14 protein-coding genes are annotated in these 16,534 nt (G+C 72.4%); 5 read left to right on the top strand and 9 right to left on the bottom strand.

Annotation, left to right across the window (positions count from 1 at the left end):
* Positions 1-3: 3 nt before the first annotated feature.
* From K415_RS0110480 to K415_RS0110470, 3 genes are all read left to right on the top strand, one after another.
* Positions 4-462, top strand: coding sequence for a hypothetical protein (locus K415_RS0110480; RefSeq protein WP_024287004.1), 459 nt, complete (start codon positions 4-6; stop codon positions 460-462).
* Positions 463-521: 59 nt separating this feature from the next.
* Positions 522-4,322: a methionine synthase gene (gene metH / locus K415_RS0110475; protein ID WP_024287003.1), complete on the top strand. Its 3,801-nt coding sequence runs from the start codon at positions 522-524 to the stop codon at positions 4,320-4,322.
* 62 nt (positions 4,323-4,384) lie between these two features.
* Positions 4,385-5,536, top strand: coding sequence for a glycosyltransferase (locus K415_RS0110470; protein WP_024287002.1), 1,152 nt, complete (start codon positions 4,385-4,387; stop codon positions 5,534-5,536).
* 53 nt (positions 5,537-5,589) lie between these two features.
* Here K415_RS0110470 and K415_RS0110465 read toward each other — a convergent pair whose 3' ends face one another.
* Positions 5,590-5,949 carry a holo-ACP synthase gene (locus tag K415_RS0110465; protein WP_024287001.1) on the bottom strand — a complete coding sequence of 120 codons (360 nt, stop codon included), beginning with the start codon at positions 5,947-5,949 and terminating at the stop codon, positions 5,590-5,592.
* Complete coding sequence (gene glmS / locus K415_RS0110460; protein WP_024287000.1) at positions 5,946-7,811, bottom strand: glutamine--fructose-6-phosphate transaminase (isomerizing); 1,866 nt, start codon at positions 7,809-7,811, stop codon at positions 5,946-5,948. The genes K415_RS0110465 and glmS overlap by 4 nt, the downstream gene beginning before the upstream one ends.
* 65 nt (positions 7,812-7,876) lie before the next feature.
* On the opposite strand from glmS, the gene coaA reads away from it, so the two are divergent.
* Positions 7,877-8,830, top strand: coding sequence for a type I pantothenate kinase (gene coaA, locus K415_RS0110455; RefSeq protein ID WP_024286999.1), 954 nt, complete (start codon positions 7,877-7,879; stop codon positions 8,828-8,830).
* 28 nt (positions 8,831-8,858) lie between these two features.
* On the opposite strand, the gene K415_RS0110450 is transcribed toward coaA, so the two are convergent.
* From K415_RS0110450 to K415_RS0110420, 6 genes are all read right to left on the bottom strand, one after another.
* Positions 8,859-9,551, bottom strand: a complete 693-nt coding sequence (locus K415_RS0110450) for a DedA family protein (protein WP_024286998.1) — start codon at positions 9,549-9,551, stop codon at positions 8,859-8,861.
* A gap of 303 nt (positions 9,552-9,854) precedes the next feature.
* The gene (locus K415_RS0110445; protein ID WP_024286997.1) at positions 9,855-10,520 is read right to left on the bottom strand and encodes a peptide deformylase; all 666 of its coding nucleotides are present in this window, start codon (positions 10,518-10,520) and stop codon (positions 9,855-9,857) included.
* Positions 10,517-11,884 carry a phosphoglucosamine mutase gene (gene glmM, locus K415_RS0110440; protein ID WP_024286996.1) on the bottom strand — a complete coding sequence of 456 codons (1,368 nt, stop codon included), beginning with the start codon at positions 11,882-11,884 and terminating at the stop codon, positions 10,517-10,519. The genes K415_RS0110445 and glmM overlap by 4 nt, the downstream gene beginning before the upstream one ends.
* Positions 11,885-12,002: 118 nt before the next feature.
* Positions 12,003-12,491: a 30S ribosomal protein S9 gene (gene rpsI, locus K415_RS0110430; protein WP_024286995.1), complete on the bottom strand. Its 489-nt coding sequence runs from the start codon at positions 12,489-12,491 to the stop codon at positions 12,003-12,005.
* Between the two features lie 49 nt (positions 12,492-12,540).
* The gene (rplM, locus tag K415_RS0110425; protein WP_024286994.1) at positions 12,541-12,984 is read right to left on the bottom strand and encodes a 50S ribosomal protein L13; all 444 of its coding nucleotides are present in this window, start codon (positions 12,982-12,984) and stop codon (positions 12,541-12,543) included.
* Between the two features lie 186 nt (positions 12,985-13,170).
* Positions 13,171-14,055, bottom strand: a complete 885-nt coding sequence (locus K415_RS0110420; protein ID WP_024286993.1) for a LysR family transcriptional regulator ArgP — start codon at positions 14,053-14,055, stop codon at positions 13,171-13,173.
* Between the two features lie 92 nt (positions 14,056-14,147).
* On the opposite strand from K415_RS0110420, the gene K415_RS0110415 reads away from it, so the two are divergent.
* Complete coding sequence (locus K415_RS0110415) at positions 14,148-14,744, top strand: LysE/ArgO family amino acid transporter (RefSeq protein ID WP_024286992.1); 597 nt, start codon at positions 14,148-14,150, stop codon at positions 14,742-14,744.
* 51 nt (positions 14,745-14,795) lie between these two features.
* On the opposite strand, the gene K415_RS0110410 is transcribed toward K415_RS0110415, so the two are convergent.
* Entirely contained in the window at positions 14,796-16,484 is a 1,689-nt protein-coding gene (locus K415_RS0110410; protein ID WP_024286991.1) for an ABC-F family ATP-binding cassette domain-containing protein, read from the bottom strand.
* Between the last annotated feature and the right edge of the window lie 50 nt (positions 16,485-16,534).

Raw genomic sequence — 16,534 nt, 5'->3', positions numbered from 1 at the left:
GGCATGGTGCTCGTCGCCAACCTGACCGACGACGCAGCGGGCCTCCTGGGATCGGCGGACACCGCGTCCCTCCCGGTGCTGCCGGTCGCGATCACCTGGGCCGTCGTGATCGCAGGTCTCGTCGTCGTCTTCGTCCTCCCGGTTCGCTCGCTCGACCTCCGCCGACGTCGCCGACGTGCCGAGCAGCGCCTGGACCGACGCGAGGCGCAGCTCCTCGCGGATGCCGAACGCTCCGTGTGCGCCACGACTGTCGCGCACGACGGCAGGTTCGCCGCCGCCTACGCCCAGCAGCACCTGCTGCCCGACCGGACGTTCGCGGCCGCCCTGACCGATGCGGGCATCGGGACCGCCGCGCAGGTCCGCCGCTGCCCGACGACCCTGGTCCCCTGGCTCTGCGGCCCGATCGGTCACGACGGCCACGACCTCGCGCTGCGCGGCGCCGACGTCTCGCGAGCGCGGTAGCCGCATCCCGTCACCGCAGACATCCCGTCACCGCAGACACGGCGCGCTCCGGGCACCGGATGCTGGACGATCCGACGACCACGCGCTCGGCACGAGATACTCGACTCGGCGGCACCGGCCCGAGCGGCTCCGCGCAGGTCGCCGGGCTCGCCGGGCACACCCTGGGTCAGGACGAGGTGACGATCGTGAGCACGACGCAGGACATCACCGACCGTGCGCGCGAGCGCATCCTCGTCCTCGACGGCGCCTGGGGCACGATGTTCCAGCGTGCCGAGCTGCGCGAGGACGACTTCCGCTTCGACGGCGCGGACCCCGAGCGCTCCTACCGCGGCAACTTCGACCTGCTGCAGCTGACCCGGCCCGACCTCGTCGCCCACATCCACGAGCAGTACTTCGCCGCGGGCGCCGACATCGCGAGCACGAACACGTTCAACGCCAACGCGATCTCCCAGGCGGACTACGGCACCGAGCGTCTCGTCGCCGCGATGAACGAGTCGGCCGCCCGGATCGCCCGCACGGTCGCCGACGAGGCCGAGGCCCGCGACGGCCGGCCACGCTGGGTCGCGGGCGCCGTCGGGCCCACCAACCGCACCGCGTCGCTCTCCCCCGACGTCGAGCGCCCCGGCTTCCGCAACATCACGTTCGACCAGCTGGCCGAGGCGTACACCGAGCAGATCGTCTCCCTGATCAGCGGCGGCGCGGACCTCCTGCTCGTCGAGACCGTCTTCGACACCCTCAACGCCAAGGCGGCGCTCTTCGCCTGCGAGGAGGCCTTCGCCGCGACCGGCCGCCGCCTCCCGATCATGCTCTCGGGCACGATCACGGACCAGAGCGGGCGGACCCTGTCCGGGCAGACACCCGAGGCGTTCGCGATCAGCACCGAGCACGCCGACCTCCTGTCGGTCGGCCTCAACTGCGCCCTCGGCCCCGAGCTGCTGCGCCCGCACCTGCGCGAGCTCGCCGAGAGCACCACCGCACTCATCTCGACGCACCCGAACGCCGGGCTGCCCAATGCCTTCGGCGGGTACGACGAGACGCCCGAGCAGATGGCCGCCGTGCTGGGCGACTTCGCCCGCCAGGGCCTCCTCAACATCGTCGGCGGCTGCTGCGGCACGTCGCCCGCGCACATCCGGGCCATCGCCGAGGCGGTCGCCGGCATCCCGCCGCGCACTCCCGGGGCACCGTCGCCGTACCTGCGACTCTCGGGCCTCGAGCCGTTCGTCGTCACCCCCGAGACCAACTTCGTCAACGTCGGTGAACGCACCAACGTCACGGGCAGCCCGCGCTTCGCCGCGGCGGTCCGCGCGGGCGACGACGCCGCCGCAGTCGCGATCGCCGAGCAGCAGGTGGTCGGCGGCGCCCAGATCGTCGACGTGAACGTCGACGAGGGCATGCTCGACGGGCCCGAGACGATGAGCCGCTTCCTCAACCTCCTCGCGGTCGAGCCCGAGATCGCCCGGGTCCCCGTGATGATCGACTCCTCCGACTGGAACGTCATCGAGGCCGGTCTCAAGCGGGTCCAGGGCAAGGCGGTCGTCAACTCGATCTCGCTCAAGGACGGCGAGGCCGCCTTCCTCCAGCGGGCCCGCCGGGTGCACCGCTACGGCGCCGCCGTCGTCGTCATGGCCTTCGACGAGGACGGGCAGGCCGACACGCTCGAGCGCCGCAAGGAGGTCTGCGGGCGCGCCTACCGGCTCCTGACCGAGGATGCGGGCTACGCGCCGCACGACATCATCTTCGACCCCAACGTGCTGACTGTCGCGACCGGCATGAGTGAGCACGACCGCTACGCCCTCGACTTCATCGAGGCGGTGCGCTGGATCAAGGCGAACCTGCCCGGGGCGCTGACGAGCGGCGGGATCAGCAACGTCTCGTTCTCCTTCCGGGGCAACAACCACGTCCGCGAGGCCATGCACGCGGTCTTCCTCTCGCACGCGATCGCGGCCGGCCTCGACATGGGCATCGTCAACGCCGGGATGCTCACTGTCGACACCGACCTCGACCCCGAGCTGCGTGCGGCCGTCGAGGACGTCATCCTCGCGCGCCGCCCCGATGCGACGGAGCGCCTCATCGCGCTCGCCGAGTCCTACAAGGGCGTCACCAAGGACGCCGTCGCCGAGCAGGCCTGGCGGTCCCTGCCGGTCGGCGAGCGCCTGAGCCACGCGCTCGTCCACGGCCTCGTCGAGCACGTCGTGGCCGACGCCGAGGAGTCCTACCTCGAGCTCGGCTCGCCCCTGGCCGTGATAGAGGGCCCGCTGATGTCGGGCATGGACATCGTGGGCGACCTGTTCGGAGCGGGGAAGATGTTCCTCCCGCAGGTGGTCAAGTCCGCGCGCGTCATGAAGACGGCGGTCGGCCACCTCACCCCGTACCTCGAGGCCGAGAAGGCCGAGCGCGAGGCGGCGGGCGAGATCGGCAGGCGCGGCAAGGGCACGATCGTCATGGCGACCGTGAAGGGCGACGTCCACGACATCGGCAAGAACATCGTCGGGGTCGTCCTCGCCTGCAACGGCTACGTCGTCCACGACCTCGGCGTCATGGTCCCGGCCGAGCGCATCCTCGCGGCAGCCGCCGAGCTCGACGCGGACATCATCGGCGTCTCGGGGCTCATCACGCCGAGCCTGCACGAGATGGTCTCCCTCGCAGCCGAGATGTCCCGCCGGGGCCTCACGACACCGCTCATGGTCGGTGGCGCGACGACGAGCAAGGCGCACACGGCCGTCAAGATCGACCCCGCCTACGCGCACACCGTCGTCCACAGCGTCGACGCGAGCCGCGCGGTCGGCGTCGTCGCCGACCTGCTCGCCCGGCCCGAGGAGCTCGCGGCCCGCATCACCGCCGAGTACGACGAGGTGCGCGCCAGGCATCGCGACAAGGACCACGCCCTCGTCCCGCTCGAGCTGGCCCGCAAGCGCGCGACCCGGCTGCCCGCCCCGACGCCGCCCGCGCCCCGCAACCCGGGACGCCGGGTGGTCGAGCCATCGGTCGCGGACCTCGTCGAGCTGATCGACTGGACCCCGTTCTTCTCCGCGTGGGAGCTGCGCGGCACGTTCCCGAAGATCCTCGACGACCCCCGCCAGGGCGAGCACGCGCGCTCCGTGTACGACGACGCCCGCGCGCTCCTGGACCGGGTCGTCGCCGAGGGGCTGCTGACGGCCCGCGGCGTCGTCGGCATCTGGCCGGCCCGCCGGGTGGGTGACGACGTGGAGCTCTACGCCGACCACCTGCCGCCCGCGGGCACGCCCGGCGAGCCGCTCGCCGTCCTGCACACCCTGCGCCAGCAGCGCGAGCGCGACGGCGACTACACGGCGCTGGCGGACTACGTCGGCCTCGCCGGCGACCACGTGGGCGCGTTCGCCGTCGCCATCCATGGGGCGCAGGAGATCGCCACGGTCGCCGAGGCCGCAGTCGACGACTACACGGCGATCATGATCAAGGCCGTCGCCGACCGGCTCGCCGAGGCCTTCGCCGAGTGGCTCCACCGCGAGGTGCGCGTCGACCTGTGGGGGTACGCACCCGACGAGGCGCTCGAGAACACCGACCTCATCAAGGAGCGGTACGCCGGCATCCGGCCCGCACCCGGGTACCCGGCCCAGCCGGACCACACCGAGAAGACGACGCTCTGGTCGCTGCTCGAGCCCGACGAGATCGGCATCGAGCTCACCGAGTCGTTCGCCATGACACCCACGTCGGCCGTCTCCGGGCTCTTCCTCGCCCACCCGGACGCGCGCTACTTCGCCGTCGGCAAGATCGGCCGCGACCAGGTCGTCGACTACGCCGAGCGCAAGGGGTGGACCCTGGTCGAGGCAGAGCACTGGCTCGCGCCGGCCCTCGGGTACGACCCCGATCAGGGGGCCTGACCCGCCCATCTGCGCCACGATGGGCTCGTGGCCGACGCGCGCCGGCCACGAGGTGGTGGCTGATGAGGATCACACTCGTCCCGATCGGGTCCCAGGGCGATGTCCTGCCGGTGCTCGCCCTGGCGCAGCGCCTGCAGGGAGCGGGGCACGGTGTCTGCCTGGTCTCGGGTGACGACGTCGCGGCGCAGGCGGCCGCCGCCGGGCTCCCGTTCCGGTCGATCGGCCTCGACGTCCGCCGGGCGATGGCCGCCCACCGCGACCTGTTCGCGTTCGCGCGCCACATGTCCCCGGCGGTGGCCGCGGCCGTCTCGGCCCAGACCGACGTCGACGCCGTGCTCGCGACGTTCCTCGGGGCCGCAGCGGGTGGGGTGGCACGACGCCGCGGCCTGCCGTTCTTCTACGCCGTCCCGATCCCCGGTCTGCCGACCCGGGAGTTCGCCTACCCGACCTCCGCGCCGCGGCGCCGCAGCGGGCGGGCCAACCTCGCGACCCACCTGAGGATGGCGAGCGTCGTCCGGATCGCCTTCCCGCCGGCCCGCACGCTCTTCGCGCTCCCGCGCCCCACGTACCTGCACTGCTTCAGCACCCACGTCGTGCCGCGGCCCGCGGAGTGGGAGCCGTTCGCGCACGTGACCGGGTACTGGTTCGGTGACCGGACCTCCCGGTGGGAGCCGGAGCCCGCCCTGCAGCGCTTCCTGGACGACGGACCCCAGCCGCTCTGCGTCACGTTCGGCAGCACCGTGGACCGCGACCCTCAGGCCCTCGCCGGGATCCTCGCCGAGACGATGCGACGTACCGGACGGCGTGCCGTGATCGTGGCCGGGTGGTCGGGCCTGGACGCGGCCGACCTGCCCGACAGCATCGTCGTCATGCCCGGTGTCCCCTTCGACTGGCTGTTCGACCGGGTCGACGCCGTCGTGCACCACGGGGGCGCCGGCACCACAGCACTCGCGCTGCGCGCCGGGCTGCCCCAGGTCGTCGTGCCGTCCGTGCTCGACCAGCCCTTCTGGGCGCAGCGCCTGCACGCCCTCGGCGTGGCGCCGGCGCCGGTGCCACGCAAGACGCTCACCGCGGATCGGCTGGTGGCGGCCCTGAGCGTCGACGACGTCGCGATGCGACGGCGGGCGCACGAGCTCGGCGCCCTGATCGAGGCCGAGGACGGCACCGGGACGGCCGTCCGGATCATCGAGGAGGTGGTCGCCGCACGCCCCTGACCCGACGCACCCGGGCCGGGCCGTCACCGACGACGGGGCGCGCTCAGCGACGGTCAGGCTGGGTCGCGCTCGGCCACGGCGATCGCCGAGGCGATCCCCGCGTCGTGCGAGATCGACAGGTGGAAGCGGTCGATCCCGAGCTCGGCAGCGCGGGCCGCGACGGTGCCCCTGATCTGCACCTCAGGCTGGCCACCGACCACGCGCAGCACCGTCGCGTCCTGCCAGCTCATGGTCCCCGGCGCACCCAGAGCCTTGGCGATCGCCTCCTTGGCGGCGAACCGCGCAGCGAGCGACGCCGGCGGCAGGTCCCGCTCCTGCGCGGTGAAGAGCTTGTCCCGCAGCCCGGGCGCACGCTCGATCGTCTTGACGAACCGGGCGACGTCGACGACGTCGATCCCGACGCCGACGATCACTCGACCGTGACGGACTTGGCGAGGTTGCGCGGCTGGTCGACGTCCAGACCCTTGGCCGTCGCGAGCTCGCACGCGAAGATCTGCAGCGGGACCACCGCGACGAGCGGCGCGAGCAGCACCGGGGTCTGCGGCACGTAGAAGACCTCGTCCGCGAACGGCAGCACTGCGGTGTCGCCCTCCTCGGCGATGACCAGCGTGCGTGCTCCGCGCGCCCGGATCTCCTGGATGTTCGAGATCACCTTGCTGTGCAGCGAGTCCCGACCCCGCGGGGAGGGCACGATGACGAAGACCGGCTGACCCTCCTCGATCAGGGCGATCGGACCGTGCTTGAGCTCGCCGGCCGCAAAGCCCTCGGCGTGGATGTAGGCCAGCTCCTTGAGCTTGAGCGCGCCCTCCATCGCGACCGGGAAGCCGACGTGCCGGCCGAGGAACAGCACCGACGTCGCGTCGGCCATCCCGCGTGCGACGTCGCGGATGTGCCCGGCGCCGTCGATCACCGTCTGCACCTTGGCGGGCATGGCGCGCAGGTTCTCGAGGATCTCGGCGATCTCGTCGGGGAACTTCGTGCCGCGCAGCTGGGCCAGGTAGAGGCCGAGCAGGTAGGCCGCGGTGATCTGGGCCAGGAAGGCCTTGGTCGACGCGACGGCGACCTCGGGTCCGGCGTGCGTGTAGAGCACGGCATCGGACTCCCGGGGGATCGTCGAGCCGTGCGTGTTGACGATGGCGAGCACCGTCGCGCCCTGCTCGCGTGCGTGCCGCACGGCCATCAGGGTGTCCATCGTCTCGCCGGACTGCGAGACGGCCACCACGAGCGTCTTGGAGTTGACGACCGGGTCGCGGTAGCGGAACTCGTGCGCGAGCTCGACCTCCACCGGGATCCGGCACCAGTGCTCGATGGCGTACTTCGCCACCTGCCCTGCGTAGGCGGCCGTCCCGCAGGCGATCACGATGATCTTGTCGATCTGACGCAGCACGGCCTCGTCGACCCTGACCTCGTCGAGGATCAGCCGACCGGACAGGTCGGTGCGGCCCAGGAGGGTGTCTGCCACGGCGTGCGGCTGGTCGTGGATCTCCTTGTCCATGAACGAGGCGAAGCCGCCCTTCTCCGCGGCCGCGGCGTCCCAGTCCACCGTGAACCGCCGCGCCTCGACCGGCGCGCCGTCGAAGTCCACCACCCGGACGTCGTCCGGCGTGATCGTCACGACCTGGTCCTGGCCGAGCTCCATGGCCTCACGGGTGTGCGCGATGAAGGCCGCGACGTCCGAGCCGAGGAAGTTCTCGCCCTGCCCGATGCCGACCACCAGCGGAGAGTCGTGCCGGGTGCCGACCACGACGCCCGGCAGGCTCGCGTGCACGGCCAGCAGCGTGAACGTCCCGTGCAGCCTGCGCGCCACGAGGCGCATCGACTCGGTCAGGTCGCCGTTGGTCGCGAACGCGGCCGCGAGCAGGTGTGCGACGACCTCGGTGTCCGTCTCGCTGCGCAGCGTGACGCCGGCCGCCGTGAGCTCGGCCCGCAGCGCGGCGAAGTTCTCGATGATCCCGTTGTGGATCACCGCGGTCGCTCCGTCGGCCGACACGTGCGGGTGGGCGTTGACGTCGTTCGGGGCACCGTGGGTGGCCCATCGCGTGTGCCCGATGGCGGCCGTCGCCGGCGGCAGGGGGTGCGCCTCGAGCTGGTCGACGAGGTTGACCAGCTTGCCGGCCTTCTTCGCGGTCGCCAGGGCGCCCCGGTCGGACGTCACCAGGGCGACGCCGGCCGAGTCGTAGCCGCGGTACTCGAGCCGCGCCAGTCCCCCCATGACGACGTCGAGCGGGCGGGCGTTGGGTTCCTGGGCACCGACGTACCCGACGATTCCACACATGGGCGAGAGTCTACGTGCGGGGCGAGACACCACGCGCAGTCGCCCGATCCGGCAGACTGCTCCTCGTGACCACCGGGGATCTCGCTCCGTCGACGCCGTACGTCGACCTCGACCGAGCCACCTGGAGCCGCCTGTCGGCCTCGACACCGCTGCCGCTGACCGACACGGACGTCGCGCACCTGCGGGGCCTGGGCGACCCGATCGACCTGGCCGAGGTCGACGCCGTCTACCGGCCGCTGTCCCGGCTGCTCAACCTCTACGTCACGGCGACCGGCGGGCTGCACGCGGCATCGTCGACCTTCCTCGGCGAGGCTGCCGAGCGCACGCCGTACGTGATCGGGATCGCCGGCTCGGTCGCCGTCGGCAAGTCGACGACCGCCCGGGTGCTGCGCGAGCTGCTGGCGCGCTGGCCGGAGACGCCGCACGTCGAGCTCATCACGACCGATGGCTTCCTGCACCCGAACCGCGAGCTCGAGCGCCGCGGCCTGATGGGTCGCAAGGGCTTCCCCGAGTCCTACGACCGGCGTGGGCTGCTGCGCTTCCTCTCGGCGATCAAGGCGGGCCGTGCCGAGGTCCGTGCACCGGTGTACTCGCACCTGACCTACGACATCGTGCCGGACGAGCAGGTCGTGGTCCGGCGGCCGGACGTCCTGATCGTCGAGGGGCTCAACGTCCTGCAGCCCGCCCGCGCGACGGCCGTCGGCGGGTCGAGCCTCGCGGTCAGCGACTTCTTCGACTTCTCGATCTACGTCGATGCCAGGACCGCCGACGTCCGCCAGTGGTACGTCGACCGGTTCCTGTCGCTCCGGAAGACGGCCTTCGCGCAGCCGGAGTCCTTCTTCCACCGGTTCGCCTCGCTGACCGACCACGAGGCGATCGACCGGGCCGAGGAGATCTGGGACACGATCAACGCGCCCAACCTCGAGCAGAACATCCTGCCCACCCGGGGACGCGCCAACCTCGTGCTCCGCAAGGGCGCCGATCATGCCGTGCAGCGGGTCAGGCTGCGCAAGCTCTGAGCGCCGGTCGGGCGGCTTCGTCGGCCGATCAGGCCGTCTCGTCGGCCGACACCTGCAGCCGGCCGCCGGGCTCCGGTCTCACGGCTCCGGCCTGCGCTGCGACCGACGTCACGGCGCGGTCAGGTCGCCCCCCGCGGCCCCGGGTGAACCACCGGATCACCGGGTCGATGGCCAGGCCGAGGAGCAGCCCGCCGACGACGCCGACGGTGACGGCGAGCAGCGGGTGCTCGCCGAGCCAGATCCCCGCACCGATCCCGAGCGCCACCGAGTAGGCCGACCAGGAGATCCCTGCGATCGCTGCGAGCACCGAGAACCGCGGTCGGGGGAACCCGACGGTGCCGGCCGTCATGTTGACCGCGACCCGACCGACCGGGACGTAGCGGGCGGCGATGATGAAGGCCGCCCCGCGCTCGGTGAGCGCACGCTCGGCCCAGTCCAGCGACCGCTGGGCCCGCGGTCCGCTGAACAGACGTATCCGTCGTACCGGTACCCGCCGACCGATCGAGTAGGCCGTCTGGTCGCCACTGAACGCACCGGCAGCCGCGACCGCGCCGAGCACCCAGAAGTTCGGCTCGCCGGTGGAGACCGCAAGGGAGGCGAGGGCGATGACGACCGTCTCGCTCGGGATCGGCGGGAAGAACCCGTCGATCATGGCGAAGAGGTACAGGGCGACGAAGACCCAGGGCGAGCCGGCGAGCGCGATGACCCAGTCTTCCAGCACGCCCGATCCTCCAGGGTCTCGATGTGGCGTCCGCGACGCCGACGACCGGGTGCCGACCCGATCAGGCCGACGATCCAACCGTACGTGCGGCCATGGGCTCACCGGTATGGGGATTTCCCCCCAGACGACCCCGGTTCCACCCGGGCTCGACCCTGATCGTGGCATCGGTGCCACGAGCCGGTCGTCCACCCGACGGATGACATCGCGGCGACGGGTCACCCGAACGGACGCCGTCCAGGCACCAGGGCCGGTCGGGCTCAGGGCCGGTCGGGCTCAGGGCATCGATGTCAGGCCAGGTCGCGCTCAGGGCAGGTCGAACCCGAGCTCGCGGGCGGCGCGTCCGGGCGACGGATCCGCCGGGTACCCCGCAGTCGACCCGGGTGCGACGAGCGACCGCAGCTCGGCCCGATCGATGTACAGACGGCCGGCCAGGTGGTCCGTCTCGTGCTGGACGATGCGCGCCGGCCAGCCGGTCAGCACCTCGTCCAGAGCCGTGCCGCGCTCGTCGCTGCCGGTCAGCCGCACCGTGCGCCACCGCGGCGTCACGGCCTGCCAGCCGCTCACGCTCAGGCATCCCTCGTAGAAGGCGACCCGCTGCGCACCGACCGGCTCGTAGCGTGGGTTGACGAGCACCCGGAACGGCACCGCCGTGCGCCCGCGCAGCGCCGCGACCTCGTCGTCGACCGGCCAGGCGTCCTCGATCACCGCGATCGCGAGCCCGAGCCCGATCTGCGGGCCGGCCAGGCCGACCCCGGGCGCCGCACGCATGGTCTGGCGCATCGCCACGACGAGCTCGGCGAGCACGGTGTCGTCGAGCTGTCCGTCGTACGGCGTCGCGACGGTTCGCAGCACGCGATGGCCGGCCGCCACGACGGGCAGCGGACGCGGACCGACGAGCAGGGCCTCGACCTGGTCCTTGATGCCCACGACGGCGCCGGCGACCGCCCCGGCGTCCGCGGCGTGGCTCACAGCGCGAGCCGCTCCCGCACGACCTCGGCCAGCCGGTGGGCGACCCGATCGGCCACGTCCTGCTCACCGGCCTCGACCATCACCCGGACGACCGGTTCGGTACCGGAGGGCCGCAGCAGGACGCGTCCCCGCAGGCCGAGCTCGGCCTCGGCCAGCGCGACAGCGGCGAGCACGCCGTCGTCGAGGTCGGCACGGGCCCGGTCGACGCCGGTGACGTTGATCAGGACCTGCGGCAGCCGGGAGACAGTCGTCGCGAGGTCGGCGAGAGTCCGCCCCGTCGTGACGACCCGGGCAGCGAGCTGGAGAGCGGTCAGGGTGCCGTCACCCGTCGTCGCGTGCCGGGCCATGATCAGGTGGCCGGACTGCTCGCCGCCGAGGATGTGACCGCCGGCGCGCATCGCCTCGAGCACGTACCGGTCCCCCACGCCGGTCTGCTCGGTGCGGATGCCTGCGTCGGTCATCGCGAGCTGCAGCCCGAGGTTGCTCATCACGGTGATGACGAGGGTGTCGTTGACGAGCTCCCCCCGCTCCTTGAGAGCGACCGCGAGGATGCCCATGATCTGGTCACCGTCGACGAGCCTGCCCTCGGCATCGACGGCGAGGCAGCGGTCGGCGTCCCCGTCGAAGGCGACACCGAGGTGGGCGCCCGAGGCCACCACGACGGCCTGGAGCTGCTCGGGGTGGGTCGACCCGCACGTCTGGTTGATGTTGCGGCCGTCCGGCGAGGCGTTGATCACCACGACGTCGGCGCCGGCGGCCCGCAGCGCGGCCGGTCCGACCTCGCTCGCGGCGCCGTTGGCGCAGTCGACCGCGATCCGGAGGCCTGCCAGCGGAGCGGCGCCGTCCGGCCCGGCGGGCAGCGTCTGGACCAGGTGCTCGACGTACCGGATGACGGCCAGGCCACCGTCCTGGGTGATCCGCCCGACGCCGGCACCGATCGGACGTTCCCACGGCTCGCCCATGCGCTGCTCGATCGCGTCCTCGACGTCGTCCGGCAGCTTGTGCCCGCCACGGGTGAAGAACTTGATGCCGTTGTCCGGCATGGGGTTGTGCGAGGCGGAGAGCATCACGCCGAGGTCGAAGCCGAGCGCACCCGTCACATGGGCGACACCTGGCGTCGGCAGGACCCCGACGTCGGTCACGTCGACACCTGCGCTGGCGAGACCCGCCGCCACCGCGGCCGAGAGGAACTCCCCCGACGAACGGGGGTCCCGGCCGACCACGGCCCGCGGACGATGCCCGGCGAAGGCGCCCGACGCGCCCAGGACGTGGGCGGCGGCGACCGACAGGTCGAGGGCGAGCTCTGCGGTCACGTCACGGTTCGCCACACCGCGGACACCGTCTGTCCCGAACAAGCGCCCCATCAGACCTCCTCGTCGTGCACCGACTGTTCCACACCGCCGGCCGGGGTGTGGCATGCACCGACCCCGTCACGACCGACGGCCCCGATGGAGACCATCGGGGCCGTCGGTGGGACGGATGTCAGCGCTTGGAGTACTGCGGTGCCTTGCGCGCCTTCTTGAGACCGGCCTTCTTGCGCTCGACGGCGCGCGGGTCACGGGTCAGGAAGCCGGCCTTCTTCAGGGCCGGACGGTTGTGCTCCTCGTCGATCTCGTTGAGACCGCGGGCGATGCCCAGACGCAGGGCGCCGGCCTGGCCGCTCACGCCGCCACCGTGGATGCGGGCGATGACGTCGAACCGGCCCTCCACGTCGACGAGCTTGAACGGGCTGTTGACCAACTGCTGGTGCACCTTGTTCGGGAAGTAGTCCTCGAGGGTGCGGCCGTTGATCTTCCACTGACCGGTGCCGGGGATCAGGCGAACCCGGGCGACAGCCTCCTTGCGACGGCCGAGGGCCTGTGCGGGAGCGGTCAGGCTCTGGCCGCGGCCCGTGGGCGCGACCGTCTCAGAGGTGTAGCTGGTGGGCGTCTCGTCGCCCGCAACGTCGATGTCGACGGTGGTCTCGGCCACTGGTGGTGTCCTCGCGTCCTGTGTGGTGTTGGTGCCAGCGGGCCGGAGCCTACTGGGCGACCTGGGTGATCTCGAAGGGCTTCGGCTGCTGCGCGAAGTGCGGGTGCTCGGGGCCGGCGTAGACCTTGAGCTTGCCCATCTGGGTCCGCGCGAGGGACGTCTTGGGGAGCATGCCGCGGACGGCCTTCTCGACGGCCCGGTCAGGCTTCTTGGCGAGCAGCTCGCCGTACGGGACCGCCCGCAGACCGCCCGGGTAGCCCGAGTGGCGGTAGGCGAGCTTCTGCTCACGCTTGTTGCCGGTCAGGGCGACCTTCTCGGCGTTGATGACGATGACGAAGTCACCGCCGTCGACGTGCGGCGCGAACGTCGCCTTGTGCTTGCCGCGCAACAGGACGGCGATCTGGGTGGCAAGGCGGCCGAGGACGACATCGGTCGCGTCGATGACGTGCCAGGTCCGCTCGACGTCGCCGGGCTTCGGGGTGTACGTGCGCACGGTCGTAGCCTTCGTTTCGTGTAGCTGAATGAGTTCGCAGCGGCCGCTCCCATGGTGGGTGCGCCGATGAGGGCGGGCGTCGGCGTCATCCGGGAACCTGGCGAATGGGGCGCACGGGAACCTCGGGAACGCACAACGACATGCCAGAGTACCTGTACGGCGGCTGGAGGGTCAAAACGTCGTGACTCACGGGCCGTGCAGGACCTCGCGAGCGGCCGCCACGACGCTGGTCGTCAGGGCGTCCAGCACGGCCGACTCGAGCTTCCAGTGCTGCCAGTACAGCGGGATGTCGAGGTGCCGGCCGGGCGCGAGCACGACGAGCTCGCCGTCGGCCAGCAGGGGCGCAGCGGCGACGTCGGGCACCATGCCCCAGCCCAGCCCGCGGCGGACGAGCTCGACGAAGGCCGACGACGACGGGACGTAGTGCACCGGCGGCTCGAGCGGGCGACGCGAGACCTGGCGCAGGAACCGCACCTGCAGCGCGTCCTTGCGGTTGAAGGTCAGCAGCGGCGCCACGGCGAGCGCGGCGGGGTCCAGCCCGCCACCGAACCACTGCGTGACGTACGACGGCGAGCCGACCGGCAGGTAGCGCATCGCACCGAGCGGACGTACCCGGCAGCCCTGGACCGCCTGCGGGTCGGCGGTCACGGCTGCCATCACCGACCCGTCGCGGAGCAGCTCGGCAGAGTGGTCCTGGTCCTCGCGTCGCAGGTCGAGGCGCGCCCGGATCGGCAGCTCGGCGATCGCGGCGGGGAACCAGGTGGACAGGGAGTCGGCGTTGACCGCGACCGAGACCCGAGGGGCCGCGCCGGTCACACCCCGGACGGCGACCAGCGCCTCGCTCTGCAGCAGCGCGGTCTGCCCGGCGAGGCGGACCAGGGCATGGCCCGCGTCGGTGGCCCGGCACGGTCTCGACCGGCGCACGAGCACCTGGCCCATGGCCTGCTCGAGACCCTTGACCCGCTGGCTCACCGCGGACGGTGTGACGTGCAGGCGGCGGGCCGCTGCCTCGAACGTCCCCTCGTCGACGACCGCCGCCAGGGCGGCGAGCTGGGCGCCATCGATCTCCATGCAGTCATGCTAATGGTGCTGAAGAAACATGAGCTGGCCTGTCGGACCCCGGCCGCCTACCGTCGATCCGTGCCGACTCCCCTGCCCGCCCGATGAGCGCCCTGCTGCCGGGCTTCCTCACCGGTCTCTCCCTGATCGCCGCGATCGGTGCGCAGAACGCCTTCGTGCTGCGCCAGGGCGTGCGGCGCGAGCACGTGCTCATGGTGGTCACGGTCTGCGCCCTCGCGGACGCGGCGCTGATCGGGACCGGGATCGCGGGGCTCGGCGTCCTGGTCGACGACCATCCGACCGCGCTGGTCGTCGCCCGCTACGGCGGTGCCGCGTTCCTGCTCACGCTGGCCGCACGGGCCGCCCTGCGCACCCGTCGGCCGAGCGGTCTCGACGCGGCGCAGGGGGCGACCGTCGGACGCGGCGCCGTCCTGGTCACCACGCTGGCCCTGACCTTCCTCAACCCGCACGTCTACCTCGACACCGTCGTCCTGCTCGGGTCGGTCGCGAACCAGCACGGCACCGGCGGCCGATGGGCCTTCGGCGCCGGCGCGGTGGTCGCGAGCATCCTGTGGTTCTTCGGCCTCGGCTTCGGGGCGCGCCTGCTGCGTCCGCTGTTCGCCCGTCCGGTGGCCTGGCAGGTCCTCGACGGCGTGGTCGCGGTCGTCATGACTGTCGTCGCAATCGGTCTCGTGGTCTGAGCCGGACCTCCGCTGGGCTGCCGGACCCGCTGGGCTGCCGGACCCGCTGCCCTACCGGACCCGCTGCACCCGGCCGGCGTCCCACACGGCCTCGGGCGACTCGACGACCTCGCCGTCGGCGCCGAAGACCAGGAACCGGTCGAAGCCGCGCGCGAACCACCTGTCGTGGGTCACTGCCACGACGGTCCCCTCGAACGCCGCGAGGCCGCGCTCGAGCGCCTCGGCCGAGTGCAGGTCGAGGTTGTCCGTCGGTTCGTCCAGGAGCAGCAGCGTCGCACCCGACAGCTCCAGCAGCAGGATCTGGAAGCGCGCCTGCTGACCTCCGGACAGCGTGCCGTAGGCCTGCTCCGCGGCCGCGACCAGCTCGTAGCGGTCCAGCGCCTTGCTCGCCTGCTCGCGGCCCATGCCGGCCCTGCTGCCCTCGCCGCGGTGCAGGATCTCCAGCAGCGTGCGCGCCGCCAGCTCCGGGTGCGTGTCGTTCTGCGCGAACCACCCGGGTCGCACGCGCGAGCCGAGCCGGACGGTGCCGGTGTGCCGAACCGGCGTGATCTGCGCGGCATGGTTGTCCACCGGCGCGTGCTCGCTGTCCGGGTCGCTGCCCCCGGCCGCGAGCAGCCGCAGGAAGTGCGACTTGCCCGAGCCGTTCGAGCCGAGCACGGCGACCCGCTCACCGAACCACACCTCGAGGTCGAACGGCCGCATCAGGCCGGTGAGCTCGAGGCCGTTCGCGACGATCGCGCGCTTGGCGGTCCGGCCGCCGGTCAGCCGCACCCGCACGTCCTGGTCGCGGGCCATCACCTGGGGCGGCCCGGCCTCCTCGAACTTGCGCAGCCGGGTCTGGGCAGCCTGGTAGCGCGAGGCGAGACCGTCGTTGAAGGTGGCCTTGGTCTTGAGGGTGTTGACCAGCTCGCGCAGCTTCGCGTGCTCCTCCTCCCAGCGACGGGTCAGCTCGGCGAGGCGCGAGCGCCGGTCGTCGCGCGCCTGGCCGAACGTGGCGAACCCCCCGCCGTGCACCCACAGGGTCGACCCGGCGGCCGTCGGCTCGAGGCTTGCGACCTGGGTCGCGGTCCGCGAGAGCAGCTCCCGGTCGTGGCTGACGAACAGCACCGTCTTGGGGGACGCCGCGAGCCGGCTCTCCAGCCAGCGCTTGGCCGGGACGTCGAGGTAGTTGTCCGGCTCGTCGAGCAGCAGCACCTCGTCGGTCCCGCGCAGCAGCGCCTCGAGCACCAGCCGCTTCTGCTCACCGCCGGACAGGGTGCGCACCTCGCGGTGCTGCGCCCGCTCGAAGGGGATCGAGAGGACCGCGTCGGTGACCTTGTCCCACCCCACCTCGGCGTCGTAGCCGCCGACGTCGGCCCAGTCCGCCAGCGACTGGGCGTACCGCATCTGGGCGGGTGTGTCGTCGACCTCCATCATCATCAGCTCGGCCGCTGCGAGCTCGACGGCAGCCTCGCGCACGGCCGCGTGGGCGAGGGAGGCGAGCAGGTCGCGGATCGATCGGTCGTCGTCGATCCGGCCGACGAACTGGCGCATGACCCCGAGCCCGCCGCTGCGCACGACAGTGCCCGAGTGCGGCTGCTCGTCGCCCGCGACGATGCGCACGAGGGTCGTCTTGCCGGCACCGTTGGGACCGACGAGGGCGACCTTCGCACCGTCGCCGACGCGCAGGTCGATGCCGGTGAGCAACGGGCGACCGTCCGGCAGCACGTAGCCCACATCGCTGATGTCCAGGTGTCCCACGCCCACCAGTCTCCTGCCAACGGGGCTGCACCGGCGACGGGTCAACCCGC

This window comes from Cellulomonas sp. KRMCY2 (assembly GCF_000526515.1).
GTDB lineage: Bacteria > Actinomycetota > Actinomycetes > Actinomycetales > Cellulomonadaceae > Actinotalea.
The sequence above is the reverse complement of the archived record's forward strand: the minus strand, read 5'-3'. Positions and strand labels throughout refer to the sequence as shown.

Bases quoted from the DNA above. Each gene is read 5' to 3' on its own strand.
- glmS (WP_024287000.1), bottom strand. From the start codon at position 7,811: ATGTGTGGAATCGTCGGGTACGTCGGTGCCCAGGAACCCAACGCCCGC.
- metH (WP_024287003.1), top strand. From the start codon at position 522: ATGCTGGACGATCCGACGACCACGCGCTCGGCACGAGATACTCGACTC.
- K415_RS0110420 (WP_024286993.1), bottom strand. From the start codon at position 14,055: ATGGAGATCGATGGCGCCCAGCTCGCCGCCCTGGCGGCGGTCGTCGAC.
- K415_RS0110470 (WP_024287002.1), top strand. From the start codon at position 4,385: ATGAGGATCACACTCGTCCCGATCGGGTCCCAGGGCGATGTCCTGCCG.
- K415_RS0110415 (WP_024286992.1), top strand. From the start codon at position 14,148: ATGAGCGCCCTGCTGCCGGGCTTCCTCACCGGTCTCTCCCTGATCGCC.
- K415_RS0110480 (WP_024287004.1), top strand. From the start codon at position 4: ATGGTGCTCGTCGCCAACCTGACCGACGACGCAGCGGGCCTCCTGGGA.
- glmM (WP_024286996.1), bottom strand. From the start codon at position 11,884: ATGGGGCGCTTGTTCGGGACAGACGGTGTCCGCGGTGTGGCGAACCGT.